This window comes from Umezawaea endophytica (assembly GCF_025061645.1).
GTDB classification, from domain to species: domain Bacteria; phylum Actinomycetota; class Actinomycetes; order Mycobacteriales; family Pseudonocardiaceae; genus Umezawaea; species Umezawaea endophytica.
This window is the reverse complement of record NZ_JANYMP010000004.1, coordinates 281,919-303,104: the sequence shown is the minus strand read 5'-3', so window position 1 is coordinate 303,104 and position 21,186 is coordinate 281,919. Positions and strand designations below refer to the sequence as shown.

General features: G+C 70.0%; 17 protein-coding genes. 10 read left to right on the top strand and 7 right to left on the bottom strand.

What is annotated here, in order from left to right; translation table 11 throughout:
• Positions 1-17: 17 nt before the first annotated feature.
• Positions 18-968, bottom strand: a complete 951-nt coding sequence (locus tag NZH93_RS11315; RefSeq protein WP_259622946.1) for a Gfo/Idh/MocA family protein — start codon at positions 966-968, stop codon at positions 18-20.
• Between the two features lie 313 nt (positions 969-1,281).
• On the opposite strand from NZH93_RS11315, the gene NZH93_RS11310 reads away from it, so the two are divergent.
• Together NZH93_RS11310 and NZH93_RS11305 are read left to right on the top strand one after the other, a co-directional pair.
• The gene (locus tag NZH93_RS11310) at positions 1,282-2,325 is read left to right on the top strand and encodes a hypothetical protein (protein ID WP_259622945.1); all 1,044 of its coding nucleotides are present in this window, start codon (positions 1,282-1,284) and stop codon (positions 2,323-2,325) included.
• A complete protein-coding gene (locus NZH93_RS11305; protein ID WP_259622944.1) occupies positions 2,312-3,412 on the top strand; it encodes a hypothetical protein in 1,101 nt (366 codons plus the stop codon). Before NZH93_RS11310 ends, NZH93_RS11305 begins: the two co-directional genes overlap by 14 nt.
• A 226-nt stretch (positions 3,413-3,638) precedes the next feature.
• Here the strand turns inward: NZH93_RS11305 and NZH93_RS11300 are convergent, their stop codons facing one another.
• On the bottom strand, positions 3,639-3,809 hold the full coding sequence (locus NZH93_RS11300; protein WP_259622943.1) for a hypothetical protein: 171 nt from the start codon (positions 3,807-3,809) through the stop codon (positions 3,639-3,641).
• 182 nt (positions 3,810-3,991) lie between these two features.
• Here NZH93_RS11300 and NZH93_RS11295 point away from each other — a divergent pair, with 182 nt between their 5' ends.
• Both NZH93_RS11295 and NZH93_RS11290 read left to right on the top strand, forming a co-directional pair.
• Positions 3,992-4,837, top strand: a complete 846-nt coding sequence (locus NZH93_RS11295) for a hypothetical protein (protein WP_259622942.1) — start codon at positions 3,992-3,994, stop codon at positions 4,835-4,837.
• A 2-nt stretch (positions 4,838-4,839) separates the two neighbouring features.
• Positions 4,840-8,091, top strand: a complete 3,252-nt coding sequence (locus NZH93_RS11290) for a tetratricopeptide repeat protein (protein WP_259622941.1) — start codon at positions 4,840-4,842, stop codon at positions 8,089-8,091.
• Here the strand turns inward: NZH93_RS11290 and NZH93_RS11285 are convergent.
• From NZH93_RS11285 to NZH93_RS11265, 5 genes are read right to left on the bottom strand one after another with little or no spacing between them, the layout of a single operon-like run.
• Positions 8,088-10,847 (bottom strand): AbfB domain-containing protein, encoded by a 2,760-nt coding sequence (locus tag NZH93_RS11285; protein WP_259622940.1) that lies wholly within the window; start codon positions 10,845-10,847, stop codon positions 8,088-8,090. The two genes, NZH93_RS11290 and NZH93_RS11285, sit on opposite strands and share 4 nt — an antisense overlap.
• 59 nt (positions 10,848-10,906) lie before the next feature.
• On the bottom strand, positions 10,907-11,848 hold the full coding sequence (locus NZH93_RS11280; protein ID WP_259623144.1) for an ABC transporter permease: 942 nt from the start codon (positions 11,846-11,848) through the stop codon (positions 10,907-10,909).
• A 56-nt stretch (positions 11,849-11,904) separates the two neighbouring features.
• A complete protein-coding gene (locus tag NZH93_RS11275; RefSeq protein ID WP_259622939.1) occupies positions 11,905-12,870 on the bottom strand; it encodes an ABC transporter permease in 966 nt (321 codons plus the stop codon).
• Positions 12,867-14,378 carry a sugar ABC transporter ATP-binding protein gene (locus NZH93_RS11270; protein WP_259622938.1) on the bottom strand — a complete coding sequence of 504 codons (1,512 nt, stop codon included), beginning with the start codon at positions 14,376-14,378 and terminating at the stop codon, positions 12,867-12,869. Before NZH93_RS11270 ends, NZH93_RS11275 begins: the two co-directional genes overlap by 4 nt.
• Before the next feature lie 2 nt (positions 14,379-14,380).
• A complete protein-coding gene (locus tag NZH93_RS11265) occupies positions 14,381-15,460 on the bottom strand; it encodes an ABC transporter substrate-binding protein (protein ID WP_259622937.1) in 1,080 nt (359 codons plus the stop codon).
• A gap of 112 nt (positions 15,461-15,572) precedes the next feature.
• Between NZH93_RS11265 and NZH93_RS11260 the strand changes: the two genes are divergently transcribed.
• From NZH93_RS11260 to NZH93_RS11235, 6 genes are all read left to right on the top strand, one after another.
• A complete protein-coding gene (locus NZH93_RS11260; RefSeq protein ID WP_259622936.1) occupies positions 15,573-16,610 on the top strand; it encodes a LacI family DNA-binding transcriptional regulator in 1,038 nt (345 codons plus the stop codon).
• Positions 16,611-17,127: 517 nt separating this feature from the next.
• On the top strand, positions 17,128-17,688 hold the full coding sequence (locus NZH93_RS11255) for an RNA polymerase sigma factor (protein WP_443742647.1): 561 nt from the start codon (positions 17,128-17,130) through the stop codon (positions 17,686-17,688).
• Positions 17,685-18,485: a zf-HC2 domain-containing protein gene (locus tag NZH93_RS11250; RefSeq protein ID WP_259622935.1), complete on the top strand. Its 801-nt coding sequence runs from the start codon at positions 17,685-17,687 to the stop codon at positions 18,483-18,485. The genes NZH93_RS11255 and NZH93_RS11250 overlap by 4 nt, the downstream gene beginning before the upstream one ends.
• A gap of 11 nt (positions 18,486-18,496) precedes the next feature.
• The gene (locus tag NZH93_RS11245) at positions 18,497-19,288 is read left to right on the top strand and encodes an ABC transporter ATP-binding protein (RefSeq protein ID WP_259622934.1); all 792 of its coding nucleotides are present in this window, start codon (positions 18,497-18,499) and stop codon (positions 19,286-19,288) included.
• The gene (locus NZH93_RS11240; RefSeq protein WP_259622933.1) at positions 19,285-20,628 is read left to right on the top strand and encodes a hypothetical protein; all 1,344 of its coding nucleotides are present in this window, start codon (positions 19,285-19,287) and stop codon (positions 20,626-20,628) included. Before NZH93_RS11245 ends, NZH93_RS11240 begins: the two co-directional genes overlap by 4 nt.
• On the top strand, positions 20,625-21,176 hold the full coding sequence (locus NZH93_RS11235) for a hypothetical protein (RefSeq protein WP_259622932.1): 552 nt from the start codon (positions 20,625-20,627) through the stop codon (positions 21,174-21,176). The genes NZH93_RS11240 and NZH93_RS11235 overlap by 4 nt, the downstream gene beginning before the upstream one ends.
• Positions 21,177-21,186 lie beyond the last annotated feature (10 nt).

Here is a 21,186-nt window from a genome sequence, read left to right as displayed (position 1 = left end):
CCCCCCCCACCGCGGGTTCACGCGTGGAACGCCTCCACGGCCTCCTGCACCCGCAGGGCGATGTCGAAGCCCGCCAGGTTCGGCGAGCCGGTCCCGCGCACGGCCTCGGCGAACAGGCCGAGGCGCGAGGCGTCCGAGCCCCTCCGGCGGCTGGGGACGGGGTTCCAGGAGCCGTCCTCGAAGACCTCCAGCCTCGCCCAGTCTCGCAGCCGGTACGACCGGCGCGTCCCCCACAGGACCCACTCGTACACCTCGGGTCCGGCGACGCCCGCGACCCCGGTGAAGTGCACCGGCACGTCGCCGGCCCGCAGCAGCCCGCGCGCGGCCACCTCACTGCCCTCGGCGGGGAAGTCGGCGCTCACGTCGACCGCCCGCAACGGCCCCAGCAGCCGGTCCGTCAGGTACGCGAAGTGCGAGAACACCTCCCGCACGAACCCGCCCTGCTGCCGCCCGTCCAGCCACGCCGCGTCCGCCTGGAACTCGCGGGGCCACTGGGGGAACTGGAGCCGGACGTCGACGCCGAGCACCTCGCCCGCCTCACCGGCGGCCAGCGCCCGCTCGACCTCCAGCACGACGTCCCGGTCCGAGAGCGCGAAGTTCACCGCCGTCGCGAGCCCGCTCGCCGCGGCCGCGTCCCGCATCGTCCGCCCGTCCTCCGCGCTGACCGACAGCGGCTTCTCGCAGAACACCGCCTTGCCCGCCCCCAGCGCCGCCACGGTCAGCTCCGCGTGGAAAGCGGGAGGCGTGGCGAGGTAGACCGCCTCCACGTCCGAGGCGCCCAGCACGTCCGCCGGGTCCCGGCTCACGGCGATCTCCGGGTGCGCCGCGGCCACCCGGTCGAGCGTCGCCTGATCGAGGTCACAGGCGCGCACGACCTCCAGGTCCGCGTGCTCCGCGGCCACGTCCAACACCCGTCCACCCATGGCGCCGAGTCCGATGATGCCCAGCTTCACTGGCTTGTCGACCATGTGGCCCAGCCTGCCGGCACCGGGGACCCGCGCGACACAGGGTGGCCACCAATTGGTCGTACGGTCATTCACACGTGAGCCGCAACTCCCCCCTTTCAGCGGTACACCCGACCCGATTGTCCGCAACCGAATCGGCATAAATCACGAAGTAATCCGCAAAAATCGGTAATCTCAAGCCAATGAGAGCACTCGATCAGGTGACAGCAAAAATCTGTCGTAACAGGGAGTCGTAAGTGCGCGATGATAGCCCTGAATCGCCGGAAGCGAACGCGGAACAATTGGCTCCGCTCCGGCGAAAGGGAGGTAACAGCCGATGGATACCACGACGAACGCTTCGTCTGCAGAAAGCACGCGGTCTGTCGCCTCTGCCGCGAACACCCTCGTCCACGCGATCAGGACGGACGGGTACGACGTCGGTTTGGCGTTCGACCGGCTCGAGTCGAACGCGAAGAGGACGGTTGGGGACTCCACCCGCGGATTCGCTCCCGTCGCCGAACCGAGCGACCAGGAGTTGCTGGAGTCCGCGCTCGCGCAGCTCTCGATCGGCGCCACGCTGTGCGTCGCCGACGGGGTGCTGATCGACCCCGCGCGGGTGGGAGAACTCCAATCCGCGGCCGCCTCGTTGGCGTTCACGTCAGACGTCTTGGAGAACGTGGGTCGCGAGTCCGGCCCGATCCGCGGGTTCGACGGCACTGGTGACGCGGACCGGTCCGTGCTAGAGGTGGCGCGGGAGTCGCTGGACTCGCTGTCCACCGCTGCGGCGGAGGTAACGACCTCCCTGCTGGACAAGACCTTCCGGCCGGTCGTCGACCAAGTGCCCACGGTGCTGCGCGACCTCGTCACGGACTTGGACGTCGCGACGCCGAGCCGGCTGCTCACGCTGGCGTTGCGCGCGATCCGCCGAGGTCTCAGCCTTCTCCTGAGGTTGGCGGACTTCACCGCGGTCGAGCGGCTCCGCGCCGACCTCGACGAGGTGCTGACCCGGCTGGGCCGGGGGGAGGACGGCACGGTCATCGCGGGATGGGCCATCGGGGCGACCTCGGTCGGCAAAGGGCTCACCGAACCGGTGGGCGCCGAGAAGCGACTGGTGGCACGCCGGTTGGGCGACCTCGTCCGTACCTTCGACAAGGTTTGCACCATCTTGGGCCGCATCGCTGTCGTGATCACCGGGTTGGCGGGCGTGCTGGCACTAGTGCAGATCACCCTTCCCCAAGCAGCAGCGCTGACGTCCACGGGCCTCGTGCTCGTGCTGGCCGCGCTCGTGCTGGCGGGGCGCGACCACACCGGTGCCACCGACCTGCCAGGCCGCGTGCGGGGTGTCCGCCTGCTCGTCGAGGACCACCATGCCCCTTCTTGATCTGGACGCCGTGCTCCGATTCCGAATCGCCGCGGAGAACGCCCGGATGGAGGACTTGGCCCGCTTCCTCGACCACACGACTACAGGCCTCACCGGCCTCACCGACCGGGTCGAGGCGCAGTCGTTGACGACACGGAGCGGCACCGACTGGTCGACGTGGCACGCCTCGGCCAGGGACGCGGATCCCCTGGTCCGGGAGGTTCTGGCGCTCGGGATGAATCGACTGCTCCAGGACGCGAAATTGGATTCTGGCGTGTTCGAAGTGGCCGATTTTCTGCTTTCCCGGTTAACGTCCACCGCCGGGCTTCCCGGCGTCGTGCTGGGTCACACGCAGGAATTGGAGTCGATCGACGAGGACCGCTCGACGATCTCTCTGCGCTTTCCCGGCACCAGGGTGTGGGACCTGCCGTTCCTCGCTCACGAATTCGGTCACCACGCCGCCGCCCGACTACCGCACCTGGACCCGGCCCTGAGGGATTCGCGACCGTTGCAGGACGTGGTGGATTCGGTCGCAGGAACGATCGGCGGGGATCTCGACAAGGCGCGGAGCCACGCGAACGAACTCGTCGCCGACGCGGTCGCCACCACGTGCCTCGGCCCCACCTACCCGATCGCCACGCTGTGCCTGAGGACGTCCGACGGCGGACGGGCCTCCGCGACGACCAGCACCCACCCGTCGTGGAGGGACCGGGTGGCGACGATGGGGGCCGTGCTGGAGGCGCTCACCGCCGCGACCGGGCTCCACCGCTACCGGGACGCGCACCTCACCACGGTCAGGGCTGTCGAGAACAGCCTGTTCCGCACCCTGTGCCCACCCGCGCCCGCCGCCGCCGAAGCGGCTGAGCGGACGGTCGTCTCGATCGTGCGCCATCGGCCGGGACTCGTCTACCGGGACGCCGACGCGGCCATCGACGTGGCGCACAGGTTGGCTCAGCTGGATCCCGAACCACCCGCGGATGCGAGCGTCCTCGCTGTCCTCGACGGCGTGTGGCGCTGGCGGCTGGCCCACATCGGGGAGGACGAGTCCGCGGTGGCCGACCTCGCACTGTCCTACTGCCGGTCGATCGCCACTGGAGGAGCCCGTTGACGACACCGGATCTGCTGATCGTGCGGCTGAACGCGCTGGAACTCGACATCAAGAAGGTCCGCAGCGCCGTCGACAGCGCCCAGGAGCGGGGCACGTTGCTGGAGCAAGCGCGGACCAGCCTCAAGGACGGTGCCCGTGCCTGGAGGGCGGTCAAGGACAAACTGACCGCCCTCAACTCGGCCATGAACAACGAGGCCAAGATCGGCAAGCTGCTCGCGGAGACGACCTACGAGCTGGACGAGGACATCAGCAAACTGCCCGAACTGATCGCCACCGTCACCGAAAACCTCCGCACCACGAGCACGCACCTGGACTCCGCGTTGGCCACGGCCGTCAGCCTCCACGACCGGTCGGAGGTGCTGCGGACGAGCCTGAGCCGCCGGTGCAACGAACTCATGGCCGAGTTGCACGAGTTGCGCGCGAATGTCGGCGGCGCTCCCCCTGCCGATCGCAGGGAGCATTGGGCCGCGTACCAGGAGCTTCTGGACCAGGTAGCACGTCCGGTCTTCATCGAGTACGTGGACTTCTTGGGCGGCTTGACGGTTCGCGACACCCGTTTTGGACGATCGTGTTTGCGAGATGACCGACGCCCTGCTCACACGGTTCAGAGTGGCGACCGGTCGGTCGCTCCCGCTGCCCGCACGGCACGCCGGTCTGGGCAACGCACTCGACAGCGTCGTACTGCTCGGCTTCCCGGACTGGTCGATCTGGGGCATCCCGCTGGTGGGCCACGAAGTCGGGCTGGCATACGCGAAAAAGGAGTGCGGCGGGGACCTGAAGCAGCTCGTCGAGGGCTTCGCCGCGGCTCCGCAGGCCGGTGTCCCCAGTCCCAGTGTGGAGTACGTCCAGCACTTGCTGGCGGACGTGTTCGCGACCTACACGCTCGGGCTGTCCTATGCGTGCGCGTCGCTGCTGCTGCGGTTGAACCCTGGGCGCGACAAGCCCTCGGAGGCCAACGAACCGCGTGACGTGGACCGCGCTCGGGTGATCATCGCGACGTTGGGGCGGGAACGTCCGACGGCACCTGACCGCGGAGGGGACTTCACCGACGTCGTGGCGCGCCTCACGACGATCTGGGACACCGCCGTGAGGGCCCACGCCGGTTTGTCCGTCCAGCATGAAGCAGCGGACCACTTCATCCCGGAGAACACTTGGCTGGACGACTTCGTCCAGCGAACCGTGGAGAGTTTCGAAGGACTCATGATGATCTTCCCTCCGTACGACAACGACCGGTGGAAGGCCTCCCAGCAGTGGTACGGGTCGTTGGGCGACGACGGCGACACCGGTGCCACACCGATCCAGGAGGACGAGGTCCCCGACGTGCTGACAGCGGCGTGGCAGCGCAGGCTCGTCGACAACGCCGAGCCACTCCGAGTTGCCGACGACATCAAGTCGCGGTGGTCCAAGCGACGCCAGGTGGCCTGAACGTGACCCTGTACCGAGAACCCGACGCGATCAACGTCCTGGCGTGGGCTCAGCAGCGACCCGCGGACCCACCGGTCTCGCGTCTCCGCCTGGAGGAGGCGACCGAGGCCGTGCGCGAGGGGCATGAGGAGGTCGCCACCAGTGTCCTCACCAAGTTGGTCCGCGGGCTGACGTCCGCCGGGCTGCCGAAGGCCGTCGAGTCGAGGCTCGCGTCGCTCGCACTCGCGGCCTCCCGCCGGATCCGCGCCGAGACGTGGACGGCGCTGGCCCTGTCCCGCAGGCAGCAGGGCGCCCTCACGTCGGCGGTACACCTGTTCGACACGGCCTATCAAGCAGAGCCGACCGCTCAGCGGCTGGCCGCCTTGGCCGCGGTCGTCAACGCCGTCGAGGGGCCCGAAGCCGCTGTCGCGATGGTGGAGCGAGGGCTGTTGAAGTGGCCAGGTAACCCGTCGCTGCTGGCGATGGCAGCACGTCTGGCGCTGGACGGAGGACGCGAAGAGGACGCGAACCGCCTCGCGACCGAGGCGTTGGCGCAGGACGACGAGGAACCGGACGCGCTCACTGTGCGCACCCGGCTGTTCCTCGGCTCGAACGACTTCAGCGGGGCGGTCGACTCGGCGAGGCCGATCATCTCCCGGAGACCGTCGCTCGGCCGGGCGTTGATCGCCATAGCCCGGCACAGCGCGGGGAGCCTGGAGGAGGATCCGGGGCTGGTGGACGCGGTGATCGCCGATCTACCCGAGGACACGTGGGTGCTGACCCGGTTCGGTGAGGTCCTCATCAGCATCGGCCGGGTGCGGGATGCCGTGACCACGCTGGACAAGGCCGTCCTGTTCGCGCCCAACGCCCCCGCTCCCGCGCACCTACGGGGACGGGCCCACGTCCTGCTCAAGGACTACGCCGCCGCCGAGCGCGACCTCGCCGAGGCTGCGAAGCACTCCAGCGCTGATCCGCTACTGACGGCACGCCAGGGCGAGGTCGCGCTGCTGCGCGGCAACGCGGCCACAGCCCTGGAGTGGTTCACCTCGGTGGACCCCGACAAGGCACCGGGGTGGATGGCGGTGTCGCTGGCACTGGCGCACGACGTGCTCGACCACGTCGCGGAGGCGCGAACCGCGTTCAAGAAGGTGCTCGAACGTGATCCGGACAACGTCACCGCGCTGCTGTGGCTGGCCGAACAGGCGCTGGCGGAGAAGCCGGACGGCATTCTCACCGCCGAGGAGGCAATCACACGGGCGTTACGCGAGGAACCGGACAACGTGCGGGCCCACGCGCTGTCGGGCGAAGTGCACCGCAGAGCGGGGCGGCACCAGCACGCGGTGCGAGCCTTCGACCGGGCGCTGCGGATCAAACCGACGTACAGCGACGCCTTGGTGGGTCGAGGGCGATCGCTAATCGCCCTCCACGACGTCGAGAGAGGTGTGGCGTCACTGGCCGAGGCCGCGGCGCACGCGCCCGAGGACGAGTGGGTCCTCGACCAACTCTTCAACACACTCACGGGCCACGTGTGGTCCGACGCGGACACCGTGGTGCGCACCGTGCTGGCGAAGATCTTGGACTCCGGTGGTGACGTCCGGCTCATCGCCGAACGGCGTGCACGCCTCGCCGCCGAGCACCGCCTCTGGGGCGAGGCCGACGCCCTCTACGCCAAGGCACGGCGGCTGAACGCACTCAACCCCCGGTTGGTGCACGGGCACGTGGACGTGCTGCGGGCGCTCGGCCACTTGGACGAGGCGTTGGCGGTGCTGGGCGAACATCCCGACCTGCTAGCGGTCGACAAGGACCTCCAGTGGAAGCGGATCGACGTCCTCTGGCGCCTCGAACGCCTGCGTGAAGCGCAAACCGAACTGGAGCGCCTCGCGCAGGAGGCCGATCCCCCACCCGTCGCCCTCGCCGCGCTCGGTGAGGTCCACCGTATTCAGGGCGATCGGGGAAGGGCTCGGGAACTCGCGAAGGCCGCCCTCGACCGGGATCCGGACAGCGCTTACGTACTGGCGGTGATGGGTACCGTGGAACTCGACGACGGTCACGTCGACGCGGCGCGCGACCTCCTCGACCGCGCGGTCGCGGTCGACCCTCACCACGGGTTCGCGGTGAGCCGACTGCTGGTCCTCGAGGCGGATCACGGCACGGTCGAGTCGGTGCGGCGGTTGCTCGGCAACGCCGAGCACGACGGGACCGCTGACCGGGACCACTACCTGAACAAGGCGATCGGGCATTACAGGCTGGGCGAGTACGCCTCCACGCTCTCGGCGCTGGAGGAGTCGGTCGCCGAACTCGGAGACGACGCCGAGACGTTGACGAGGATCGGCTGGACGCAACTGGTCGTCGGCCAGTCGCTCCGGGCCGCGCAGACCTTCAGCGAGGCGTTCAAGACTGCCACGGCGTCGGTCGACCTCGTCAAGGCGATCACCGGGCTGCTCGCGGTCGACGCCTGGGACGAGGCAGTGGCCGCGGCCGCGCAGCTCCGCAGTCGCGGTGACGGCGCGGCACCTGCGGCGATGGCCATGATCTGGTCGCACGCGGGCGCGTGGGACGCCGCCGCGGCCCACGCGCTGGACGTCCAGGTGACCCGAGCCGAGACCGCCTGGCTGTCGATCAAGTCCGCACGCATGGCCGGAGCGCACGACCTGGCCGTGCAGAGGGCTCGCCAGGCCCACAGCAGGTGGCCCGCAGATTTGTCGATCACGACGGAACTGGCCGAGTGCCTGATGGCCGTCGGTGAGCACGGCGAGGCCACCACCTCCTTCGAAGCGGTGGTCGACCGGCTGGCCGGTCGAGTGCACCTCAACGCGCTGGACCTGAACCTGCTGGGCTGGTGCCTGATGAGGACGGGGAGAACGGAGGAGGCGGGATCGGCCTTCCTCCGGGCGCTCGGCGCGACCCACCAGACCGCGAACGTCCTGCTGAACCTGGTGCTGCTCAGCCTGGCGAGGAACGACGTCCGGCAGGTGGACATGCTGGTGAAGCGCGCGGTGGATGAACTCGACCGCGTGACGCCCGCCAAGAAGCGCGGACTGGTCGCCACGGCACTGGTCGAACTGACGACGCTGGAACCCCACAGGGATCCCGCCACCGGCGCCAAGGCCGCGATGATCGGCATCCAGCTCCGCGGCATCCTCGACGGCCTCGACCACGTGGTCGAGGAGGCGGCGCGCGCCCTCTCCCTGACAGGAGACGACTTGGAGGAAGGAGGTGGTGGTGCCGTGGACGGCGGACACGGCACCACCACTACCGGTCATAGCCCTGTCTAGGGAGCCCAGGGGTTGGCCACGGCCCAGCTCGTGTCCTGGTCGTAGGACGACGGGTTGTCGTACGCGTGGGCGCCGCCGCTCGACGCGACGTACACGGCTTCGCCGTAGTGCCTCACGTTGGTGCCGAGTTCGTTGGCCGACGCGAGCCGGACGCCGCCCGTCCCCGGTTGGGCGCAGAAGGTCGCGTCCAGCCGGAACAGGTCGGTGTTCTCGTTGGCCGCCAGGCGGACGCGGAAGTCCGCGTGTCGCAGGAAGCGACCGGGGTAGTTGCGCGACTCGAACGAGTAGCACGTCGAGTTCGCCAGACCGCGGCGGACGACGAACGTGGCGTCGGACTTGAGCAGCGCCGCGCTGGCGTCGTTCACCACGTCCGTGCGCGCCAGGTCGGCCTGGTGGCGCAGGAACCGGTCGGTGTAGCCCGGCGTGGTGACCCGGAACGACCTGGCCTGGTCCAGCGGCAGGTCAGCGCCGCTGCGCCAGATGCCGGACGTCGCGGCCCACGTGCTGTCGGCCGTGAACGTCCCCCCGCCGTCCCACGGGTTCGCCCCGCTGGAACGGGCAAGGTAGACGGCCTCGCTGTAGTGCCGGATGAAGTAGCCGGGCAGGTTGGCCGACTCGAGCGCCGTGCCGCCCGCTCCCTCGCGGGCGCAGAACGTGGCGTCGCCCGCGAACACCGACGACCCGTCGTTCTGGTCGTTGCGGACCCGGAAGTTCGAGTGCCGCAGGAACCTGCCGGGGAAGTCGCGCGACTCGAACGACAGGCAGGCCGAGTTCGAGAGCCCAGGGCGGGCCCAGAACGTGGCGTCCTGCTTGGCCACGTCCGAACTGCCGTCGTTGATCACGTCCGTGCGCGCCAGCGCGTCGGAGTGGCGCAGGAACCGGTCGGTGTAACCGGGGGTGGTCACCCGCAGCGACACCAGCTCGCCGCGCCCGACCTCGGTGCCGCGCGCCAGGGCCAGCACCCGCTGGTTCACCTCGCGCACCCGCGCCTCGTTCATCTTCAGCACCCGGCGGTCGTAGGTGTAGAAGCCGTTGACCTCGTTCTCGACGTCGTACGGCTCGGTGTAGACCGACCCCGACAGCCCGCGCGTGTGCACGAACTTGCCGACCTCCTTGGTGATGTCCACGTACCGGTTCGTCAGCGACGACTCGTCCGGGTACAGCGCGCCGTAGGCGAACCCGGCTCCCGGCTGCCACTCGCTGCCGGGGATCGCCCTGCCGAGACCGCCGTACTCGCCGAGCACCGCGACCCGCGTGGCCGTGGGGAGCCTGGTGCCGGTGGAGATCTGGTAGGCGTGGTCGTCGATCACGTCGCCGTTGGACGGCTCCGGGTCCGACACGCAGCAGTTCGACCCGGAGTTGTGGTTGATCAGCCTGGTGCTGTCGATCGAGCGCACCAGGTCGACGATGCGGCCGTTGTCGTACTCGCCCCAGCCCTCGTTGAACGGGACCCACTGGACGATCGAGGTGATCCCCTTGAGCTGGTCGACGATCCGGCGCAGCTCCGACTCGTAGTTGGCGTGGCTGGCGACCGGGGTGTCGTCGACGGAGTCGAGCGCGGGCATGTCCTGCCACACCATCAGCCCGAGCCGGTCCGCGTGGTAGAACCACCGGGCCGGTTCGACCTTGATGTGCTTGCGGACCATGTTGAAGCCCAACGCTTTCTGGCGCTCCAGGTCGAACCGCAGCGCCGCGTCCGTCGGCGCGGTGTAGATGCCGTCGGGCCAGTAGCCCTGGTCGAGCGTGCCGAGCTGGAACACGAACTTGCCGTTCAGCGTCGGCCGCAGCACACCGCCGATCATCGCCTTGCCGACCGACCTCATGCCGAAGTAGCCGACGACGGCGTCCCCTCCCCCGGTGCCCAGCAGGGTCACCCGCAGGTCGTAGAGGAACGGGTCGTCCGGCGACCACAGCCGCGCGTTCGGCACCGGGACGCGCAGGTGGGCGCCGGTCGCACCGGTCGCCGTACCGACGACCTGGCCGCCGCTCACCACCTCCGCGCGCGCCTGCATCCCCGCGGTGCCCTGCACGACGAGGTCCAGCACGCCCGCGTTGACGTCCGGCGTGGTGTCGAGCCGGGTGATGCTCGCCGCGTTGACCGGCTCCAGCCACACGGTCTGCCAGATCCCGGACGCGGCGGTGTACCAGATGCCGCTGGGGTTCCGGCGTTGCTTGCCGATCGGGTAGAGGCTGCCGTCGATCGTCGAGCGGGCGCCGACGATGATCTCGTTCTCGCCCGCCTTCAGCGCGGACGTGATGTCGATGGTGAACGCGTCGTAGCCGCCGGTGTGGGTCGCGCCGACGCGGACGCCGTTGACCCAGACGCGGGTCTCCCACGTGACGGCGCCGAAGTTGAGGTTGACCCGGCGACCGCTCCACGCCGTCGGCACGGTGACCGTGCGGCGGTAGAACATGTTGTCCTCGTGCCGCTTGATCCCCGACAGCGCGGACTCGATCGGGTAGGGCACCAGCACGCCCTCGGCGAGCGGCCTGCCGATGGGCGGCGAGTCGAGGTTGGGGGCCCCGGCGAACTCCCACACCCCGTTGAGGTTCAGCCACTCCGTGCGCTGCAACTGCGGGCGCGGGTACTCGGGCAGGGCGTTGGTGGGCGACACCTGGCTGGTCCAGGGTGTCGTGAGCTGGAACGGCTTCGGCTGCCAGACGGCAGCCGAAGCCGGTGGTGCGACGGCGACCGCGGTGGTGGTCGCGACGAATAAGGCGGTGACGACGCTCAGGACGCGTCGGAACGTGGACATGGTGGCTCCAAGACTTCGCAGGGGAACGCAGCCGGGCCGTGCTGGTGGAGCGGGACCTCCTATCGTCGGGGTTTCGTTCTGGCGAGGGACCGTTGCAGGATCACGACGACGAGCAGGAACGCGCCGCTGACCACTGACTGGTAGTTGCTGTCGAGGGTGCCGATCTGGTTGATGATGTTCTGGATGACGTTGCGCAGCCCCACGCCGATGACGGTGCCGAGCACGGTGCCCGCGCCGCCCGTCAGCAGGGTGCCGCCGATGACGACGACCGAGATGGCGTCCAGCTCGGTGCCGACGCCGATGACCGTGACACCGGACTGGAGGTAGGCGGCGGTGAGCGCGCCCGCCAGACCGGACAGCACACCGCTCATCGTGTACACGGTGATCTTGGTGCGCGCCACCGGCAGACCCATCAGCAGCGCCGACTGCTCGGCGCCACCGGTGGCGAACACCGACTGGCCGAACCTGGTGCGCCGCAGCACGATCCCGCCGATCACGCACAGCACCGCCGCGATGAACACCGGGTACCCGAACCCGCCGATCGTGCCGCGGCCCAGCTCGATGAACGCCGAGTCGGCCGGGACGCGGTAGGTGTTCGAGCCCTCGTCGGTGATCGCCAGCAGCAACCCGCGGGCGAACAGCAGAGACGCCAGCGTGACGATGAACGGCGCCATCTTCGTCCTGGCCACCAGCACGCCGTTGACGAACCCGATCAGCCCGCACACCGCGAGCGGCAGCGCCAGCGCGACCAGGAACCCGTACTGCGAGCCGTAGGCCGCGAGCACGCCGCCGAGCGCGTACACCGAGCCGACGGACAGGTCGATGCCGCCGGTGATGATCACGAACGTCATGCCGAGCGCGATCACCGCCAGGAACGAGCTCTGCAACGCCAGGTCCCGGAGGTTGTCCAGGCTGCCGAAGCGCGGGAACGAGAACCACGCCACGGCCACCACGAGCACGAGCGCGATGGCGGCGCCCTGCCGTTGCAGGACGCCGGTCATCAGCTCGCGCCGGGTCGTGGAGGCGGTGGTGTCCGGAGGATCGGTGATCACGGCGGTCAACGGGTGCTCCGTTCACGGGCGACGTACACCGCGATGATGATGATCGCGGCCTGGACCATCTGAGCGGTCGAGTCGGGCAGGTTGTGCTTGATGAGCGTGGCGCGCACCAACTGCATGAGGATCACGCCGAACACCGTTCCGACGATCCGCACCCGACCGCCGGTGAGCGCCGTGCCGCCGACCACCACCGCGGTGATGGCGGACAGCTCCATCAGCAGCCCGATGTCGGCCGGGTCGCTGGCGCCGAGCCGGGCGGTCGCCAGCACGCCCGCCACGGCCGCGAGCAGGCCGCAGATCGCGTACACGCCGACCAGCACGGACTTCACCGGCAGGCCTGCCAGCCCGCTCGCCGTGCGGTTGCCGCCGATCGCGACCAGCCTGCGGCCGAACGTGGTGCGCCCGACCAGCAGCGCCATCACGACCGACAGCAGGCCCGCGATCCACACGCTGATCGGGATGCCCGCGAGGTCGCCGTCGCCCAGCTCGAGGAACGTCTTGTCGTGCAACTGCACGAGCTGGCCCTCGGCTATCACGAGCGCGAGCCCGCGCCCGCCGACCAGCAGCGCCAGTGTCGCCACGATCGGCTGGATGCCGAGGTGGGCGACCAGGAAGCCGTTGAACGTGCCTGCCACGAGCCCGACCACCAGCGCGATGAGGATGGCGGGGATCGGGCCCGCGCCCAGGTACAGCGGGATGAACGACGCGGCGAGCGCCATCACGGCGCCGACCGACAGGTCGACGCCCTCGGTGCCGATCACCAGCGCCATGCCCAGCGCCACGATGCAGACCGGCGCCGCCTGCACGAGCTGCGTGCGGAAGTTGCCCAGCGTCAGGAAGTTCGCGGTGAAGAACACGTTGAACAGCAGCAGCGCGACGACCGCGACGTAGACGCCGTACTCCTGCAACCACCGCGCCGCGCGCGCCCGGTCGAAGCCTGCCGGGGCCAGGGTGGTGGCGCTCACGGCGCCTCCCCCGCGATGGCGGCGAGCACCTTGTCCTGGGTGAGGTCGTCACCCGAGAGCTCACCCACCACGGCCCCGTCCTTGAGCACGACCAGCCGGTCAGCCCCGTCGAGCAGTTCCTCCATCTCCGAGGAGATCAGCAGCACGGCCAAGCCTTCCTGGGCGAGTTCGTCGATCAGCGCCTGCACCTCGGCCTTGGCGCCGACGTCGATGCCGCGGGTGGGCTCGTCGAGCAGCAGGACCTTCGGCTTGGTGCACAGCCAGCGGGCCAGCAGCACCTTCTGCTGGTTGCCGCCGGACAGCTCCGACACGAGCTGGTCGGGGTTGGACACCTTGATGCGCAGGCGTTTCACGAAGGTGTCGACGATCCGGTCCTGCTTCTCCCTGCTGATCACGCCGAAGCGGGAGAGCTGGGGCAGCGCGGCGAGCACGATGTTCTCCCGCACGGACAGGTTGGGGATGATCCCCTCGGCCTTGCGGTCCTCGGCCAGCATGTTGATGCCCGCGCGCATCGCCGCGCCGACGTCACCGGCCTTCAACGCCTTGCCGCCGACCAGCACGGTGCCGCCGTCGAGCGGCAGGGCGCCGACGATGGCCCGCGCGGTCTCCGTTCGACCCGAGCCGAGCAGCCCGGCGAGGCCGACGACCTCGCCGGGCCGGATCGACAGCGACACGTCGTTCAGCCGCACCCCGCTGGACAGGTTCTCCGCGCTCAGCAGCGGTTCCTTCCCGGCGTTGTGGTCCTCGCCGAACGCGGTCGCGCCGTGCTCGCGGATGTCGCTGACGCTGCGGCCGAGCATCATCGCCACCAGCTCGATGCGGGACAGGTCGTTCAACGGTCCGGTGTGGACCATCTTCCCGTCCCGCAGCACCGTGACCTGGTCGCAGATCCGGTACAGCTCGTCCATCCGGTGGCTGACGTAGACGACCGCGATGCCCTTCTCGTGCAGCCGTTCGACGACCGAGAACAGCGTCTCGACCTCGCGCGGCTCCAGCGACGACGTCGGCTCGTCCATGATCACCACGTCGGCGTCCGTGGACACGGCCCGCACCAGCGCGACCATCTGCTGCGCGCCGACGCTGAGCGTCCCGAGTGGACGCTTCACGTCGGTCTCGATGCCGTACCCCGACAGCAGTTCCTTGGCGTCGCGGTTCATCCTCGCCCAGTCCACGAGCCCGAACCGGGTTCGCGGCTCGCGGCCGAGGAAGACGTTGGCCGCCACGCTGATCAGCGGGACGAGGTTGACCTCCTGGTAGATCGTGGAGATCCCGGCCTCCTGCGCCCGAACCGGGCGGTCGAAGGACACCACCTCGCCCCGCAGCCGGACCTCGCCGGAGTCGGGGCGGTGCACGCCCGTGAGCACTTTGATCAGCGTGGACTTGCCCGCGCCGTTCTCCCCGACCAGGGCGTGCACCTCCCCCGGCCGCACCGTGAACGACACCCCGTCGAGCGCTCGCACGCCGACGAACTCCTTCACGACGTCCGTTACATCCAGCACAGGGTTCACGGTCAGTACGCGTTCCCGAGCTTGGCGCTCGCGTTGGTCTCGTCGTACTGGTCGTCGGAGATCACCACGTTCTCACTGATCTCCTTGCCGTCCGCGAAGTCCTGGAGGACCTTGAAGGACAGCGGGCCGAAGCGCGGGTTGGACTCGACGACCGCGTTGTAGCTGCCGTCGGCGATGAGCTGCACCGCGTTCTTGGTGCCGTCGATCGAGACGATCTTGACGTCCTTGCCGGGCACCTTGCCCGCGCCCTTGAGCGCGGTGACGGCACCGATGCCCATCTCGTCGTTCAACGCGTACACGGCGGTGATGTCCGGGTTGCTCTGGATGAGCTGCTCCATGACGGCCTGGCCCTTCGACCGGTCGAACTCACCGGTCTGCTCCGCGACCACGGTCAGGCCGGGGGTCTTGGCCAGCTCGTCCTTGAAGCCCTTGGCGCGGTCGGTGGTCACGTTGTTGCCCGACGAGCCGAGCAGGATCGCGACCTTGCCCGTCCCGCCCGTCACACGGGCCATCTCCACCGCGGCGCGCTTGCCCTGCTCGACGAAGTTCGAGCCGATGAACGTCAGGTAGTCGGTGCAGGGCGCGGAGGTCACCTTGCGGTCGATCGTCACGACCGGGACCTTCTTGGCCTTCGCCGCGTCGAACGCGGGCTGGAGGCCGTCGGAGTTGAGCGGCGCCACGATCAGCAACTGCGCGCCCCGGTCCAGCATGGACTTGATGTCGCTGATCTGCTTGTTCAGGTCGCTCTGGGCGTTGGTGACCAGCAGCTTGTCGTTCGCGATGCCCAGCTTCGCCGCCTCGTCCCTGATGGACTGGGTCTCGGCGGTGCGGAACGGGTTCGCCTCCTTCTCCGACTGCGAGAAGCCGACGATCGCGGACTTCACGTCCACCTTCGGGTATCCGGTCTTGTCAAGCGTGCAGCCGGGACCCGATGCTTGGGACGCGGCGGCGGACGCGGCCGGTCCGGCACTGGACTGGCTGTTGGACTCGGCTTCACGGCTGGTGCAGGCCGTCAGCGCGACGGTGAGCGTGGTGACCGCGAGCAGGGCGGCTTTGGTTCGGCGCACGGGCGGCGTGGACATCGGTGGCTCCTCGGTCGGACGGCGTGAGCCCCGTCACGGAGACTGGGCGACAACAGATTTACATCGTTGGTACAACGTTGTAAAGACCCTGGTGAACCCGCTAGGATTCGTTATGTTCCCCACTACCGACGCCGATGGGAGGCCGTTGTTGGCCACGCTCAAGGACGTCGCCAGGCTCGCCGGTGTGTCGGTCAAGACGGTGTCGAACGTGGTCAACGGCTACGAGTTCGTGAAACCGGACAACCGCCGCCGCGTCGAGGAGGCCCTGGCCACGACCGGCTACCGCCCGAACATCGGCGCCCGCAACCTGCGCCGCGGCCGGACCGGCTCGCTCGCCCTCGTGCTGCCCGAGCTGAGCATCCCCTACTTCGGCGAGATGGCCGGACTGGTGCTGGAAGCCGCCGGGGAACACGAGTGGAACGTCCTCATCGAACAGACGCTGGGCACCAGGGACCGCGAACGCTCCACCCTCGCCGCACTGGGCCCGCACATGATCGACGCGGCCATCGTCAGCCCGGAAGCCCTGCACGCCAGGGACTTCGACCAGTTGGACCCCGGCATCCCGGTGGTCATGCTCGGCGAGCACTCGGTAGACGTACCGATCGACCACGTGGGCATCGACAACGTCCTCGCCGCCACCGTCGCCACCAGCCACCTGGTGGAGCTCGGCCGCCGCAGGATCGCCGCCATCGGCGCCCACCCGTACCGCGGCACCGCCACCCAACGCCTGGACGGCTACCGCGCAGCACTCACCGCGGCGGGCCTCCCCCTGCGCCACGAGTACATCGTCCAGGCGCTCAACTACCACCGCCGAGACGGCGCAGACGCCATGGCCCACCTCCTGTCACTACCGGAACCACCGGACGCCGTCTTCTGCTTCAACGACCTGCTGGCCATAGGCGCCCTGCGCGCGGCAGCGGAACACGGCGTCAGCGTCCCGAGAGACGTGGCGGTGGTCGGCTTCGACAACAACGAGGAAAGCGCCTACAGCATGCCCTCGCTGACCACGATCGCCCCGGACAAGGCCGCCATCGCCCACAGCGCGGTAGACCTGATCCGCCGCCGCATCAACATCAACGGCGGCCAAAACCTCGCCCCAGAGGACGTGCAGACCCCGTTCTCACTGGAAATCCGGGAAAGCACCAGATAACCCAACGTCCACACACCCACCACGGCCCAGCACAGCAACGCCCCCGAACCCACCACGGCCCAACACGGCAACGCGAACCGGCCCACCATCACCGCCCAACGCGGCAACGCCACCCGCCCCACCACCGTCGCCAGCGCAGCAACGCCACCCGGCCCATCCCGGCCCCACGGCAGCACCCAGGCCACCAGTCACCCAGACCCAGGGCGCCACCCCGATCCGAAGCGCCCTCATGCCCGTTTTGGTTTGTCAAGGCATCTTTCCCGCCTTGACAAACCAAAACGGGCATGGAGACAATCAAGCGAGCGGGGTGACGACCGACCCCCCACCCAAGCCCCACCCACCCCTAACCAGGCGTCCCCCACTCCCCAGGACCCCCCCGACACACAACCTACGCACGGGGTCCGACAAGAACTCCCCCTCTCCACCCTCCGATTCGGGTGAACCACCCCGCCCCACCATGTGACCCATGACACCTTCTCCCGAGAACCTCCCACCGGGATTCGGCGTCTAGCGGGGTGTGGGACCAATCAGGACCAAGCTGAGCAACCGCGACGAGGAGCACCTCGTACGGCTCGTCGCCAAGGGCGACCGGGCCGCCTTCGAGGAGCTCTACCGCCGCACCTCGCCCTGGATCGCGGTACGCCTGCGCCGCCGTTGCGCGGACGACCAGATCGTCGCCGAGGTCATGCAGGAGACCTACCTGTCCGTGTGGCGCGCGGCGAACGCCTTCTCCGGCGCCGCCACGGGCGGCACGGCCGTCGGCTGGCTGTGGACGATCGCGGCCAGACGCCTCATCGACGCGTTCCGCAGACGCGCCCACCACGCCGAACCCCCGGTCGCGGCGGCTCAGGAGCCCGCCACGGCCGCGGCGGAGGACGAGGTGCTGGCCACCGTGGTCGGTGACGAGGTGGGTGACGCGCTGCGGCGGCTCGCGCCGGAACTGCGGCAGGTGCTCCAGGCCATGGTCCTCGACGGGTTGACCGTCCGGGAGACCGCGGTCCTGCTCGGGGTGCCCGAGGGCACCGTCAAGACCCGCGCGAGGCGGGCACGGATCGCGATGCGGGAGGCGCTGTCATGACCGTGGAACACCCCAGTGAGCGGCTCGTCAGCCGCTACGCGCGGGGCGAGGTGGACATCCCGGCCGACGAGGTGTGGGCGGTCGAATCGCACCTTGAGTCGTGCGCGGTGTGCCGGGCACGACTGGCGGACGTCGTCGAGGGGTCGACGGCCGCGCTGGTCCAGGCCGTGTGGACCGACCTGGAGCCGCAGCTCACGCCGAAGGCCCGACCCCGGTGGAACCCGCTGCGCGGGCTCGCCGGGTGGACCACCCCGGCGATGGTGCCGTGGCTGGTGATGACGACGGCGGTGACGCTCGTGGCGCTGCTGTTCGACCGGTTCGCCCGGTCGCCCGACAACGAGGTGTCGGTGGTGCTGCTCCTCGCGCCCGTGCTGCCGGTGCTCGGCGTGGCGGTGTCGTGGGCGAAGGCACTCGACCCGATGCACGAGATCGTCGCGTCGACCCCTCGGGCAGGCCTCTACCTGCTGCTGCGGCGCACGGTGTCGGTGCTGCTGGTGGTGATCCCGACGCTGCTGTTCGCGGGCTCGGGCACGTCCACCGCACTCTGGCTGCTGCCGTGCCTGGCCTTCACCACCGGCACGCTCGCGCTCGGCGGCCTGGTCGGCGTCACCCGCGCCGCCGCGGGCCTGATCGCGGTGTGGGCCGCCGTGATCATCGCGCCGAGCGTGGCCATGGCGCAACCGTCCTTCGCCCTGCACCACAACGGACTTCCCGTGTGGGGCGCGCTCTTCGTGCTCGGGGCACTCGTCGTGGCCGTCCGCAGGGGCGCCTACGCGGACCTGGGCGCACACCGATGAAGGGGAACAAGATGACCAACGCGGTGGACACCGCACCCACGACCTACGCGTGGGAGATCAAAGCATCCGGGCTGGTGGTCCGCGCCGGCGCGCGCAAGGTCGCCGTCGACGGGCTCGACCTGTCGCTCGGCACCGGCGTGCACGGGCTGCTCGGGCCGAACGGCGCGGGCAAGACCACCCTGATCCGAGCACTGGCGACGGTGCTCCGCCCGGCCGGTGGCGCGCTCGACCTGCTCGGCACGGCCGTCGGGGGACGTGCCGACCAGCGCGAGCTGCGCCGCCGGATCGGGTACCTGCCCCAGGAGTTCGGGTACTACAAGCGCTTCACGGTCCGCGAGTTCGTCGAGTACATGGCGTGGCTCAAGGAGATGCCGAAGCGGGACATCCCGGCCGCGGTGCAGCGGGCCGTCGAGCGGGTCGGTCTCGCCGACCGCGCCGACGACCGGATGAAGACGCTGTCCGGGGGCATGGTGCGGCGGGCCGGGATCGCGCAGGCGATCGTCAACGACCCGACGATCCTCCTGTTCGACGAGCCGACGGCCGGTCTCGACCCGGCGCAGCGGCTGAGCTTCCGCGAACTCCTCCAGGAACTCGGCACCGAGAGCTGCGTCGTCGTCTCGACCCACCTGGTCGAGGATGTCGCCGCCGCGTGCACCGACGTCGTGCTGTTCGCCGACGGCAAGCTCGTCTTCCAGGGCACACCCGCCCAACTGGCCGCCGCCGGGACGTCCGAGCACGTCGGCGACAGCCCCATCGAACGCGGCTACACCGCGCTCCTCAACCAGGGAAGGGGTAGCTGGTGAACCGGCGGATCCTCGGTGTCGAACTGCGGCGCTCCGTGGCGCTGTGGATCAGCGCGATCGTCGTGCTGGTCGCGCTCGGCATGTTCTACCTGTTCAGCGCGCCGTGGACGAAGGGCACGGTCGCGTGGACCGAGCAGCTCACCACGACCTCCCACTGGGTGCGGTTCATGCTGGTGTTCCTGTGGCCGCTGGCGATCGGCGCGGGCGCGATCCAGGGCCTGCGCGACCACCGGTCGGGCATGACCGAGCTGCTCGGCTCCACCCCGCGGCCCGCGCTGCACCGGGTCGCCCAGACCGGCTTCGCGATCGGCCTGGCGCTGACCCTCGCGTACGCGGTGCTGTTCGCCTTCGGCGGCGTGCAGGCGGTCGCGGGCGGCGGCTACGTCTCCTTCTCCTGGCTGCCCGCGACCCTCGTGGGCGTGCTCGGCCTGGTCGCTGGGGCGTGGTTCGGCATGGGCGTCTCTCGGGCGATCCCGTCGCCGCTGGTCCCGCCGCTGCTGTTCGTGGTCGCCCTGGTGGTGACGATCCCGCTGTCGATCGAGGGGAACGGCATCCCCAACCAGGTCGCGCTGCTCTCCCCCGCCCTGTTCTCGATGAAGAGCGTGTTCACCACGGTCTCCACCGCCGCGACCGCGGGCCAGGCCCTCTGGCTGGCCGGTCTGGCGGCGACCGGTATCCTGCTGATGGTCGCCACCACCCTGCGCACCCGGCTGGCCGCCCTGGTGCCGGTGGCGCTGGGAGTCGCGCTCGCGCTCGCCGTGCTGCCGTCCACCCCGGCGACCACCTACGTCGTCGACACCGCCGCCATGGAGCAGGTGTGCGACGGCCCGGTGTGCGTGTCGCGGATGCAGGAGGCGCGGCTGGCCTCGCTGACCGGCCCCGGCACCGAGGCGCTGCGGATGCTGGCGAAGCTCCCCGACCCGCCGACCACCGTCCGTGAGTTCACCGGTGAGGTCCCGGACCTCACCGGACGGCCCCGCACCGCGGACGCCGTGACCGTCGTGTTCGAGACGGTGCGGGCGAACCAGCTCCCCGCCGCCGACCTCACCCGCCTCCTCGTGGCGGGCGCGGGCGTCCCGTCGTGCTACAGCTTCAACACCGCGGGCGAGAGCGTGCAGCGCGAGCACACGGCCCGCCTGGTGACCGCGGCGTACTTCACCGGCGAGCTGAAGCCCCTGGCGAGGTCCTCCTACCTCAACACCGGGTCGATGCCGGAGGCCGAACGGACGTGGAACACCTTCCGCGCCCTGCCGGAACCCGACCAGCTCGCCCGCGTCCAAGCCGCCCGCGAGATCGGCGTCTCGTGCGAGGGCGACCAGTTGGAGGCGCTGACCCGATGAGGTGGCTGACCCTCTACGCCCGCTCCCGCCAGATCCCCGTGGCACTGGCGTCGGCCCTGGTCACCACGTTCGCCGTGTGGGCCATCACCGACCCCCCGAACCCCGCCATGGCCGCGCTGTCCGTGGTGTCGGCCGTGGGCGTGCTGGCCATCGGCCTCACCGGCCAGGACCCCCACCTGGACCGCACGGCCGCCATCCGCTGGTTCCCCCGCCGTGTGGCGCACGTGGTCCTCATCGCCGCGGTCGCGAGCGCCCTACTCCTGGCCTTCACCACCGACCTGGCCCCAGCCGCCTTCGTGCTCCGCGCCGGCGCGGGCCTCGCAGGCCTGGCCGCACTCGCGGCGGCCGCGTTCGGCGGCCAACACGCCTGGACCCTCCCACTGGGCTGGTTCGCCATCTCCTTCTTCATCCCGCGCTCGGACGAGGTACCGGTGCACGTGGCGACGTGGCTGTTCCAGGCCCCGGACAACACCCCGGCCGCGTGGACGGCGGGCGTGCTGGGCGTGGTCGGCACGACCACCTACGCACTGGCCAGACCCAGGCGCTGAGCCTGGTCCC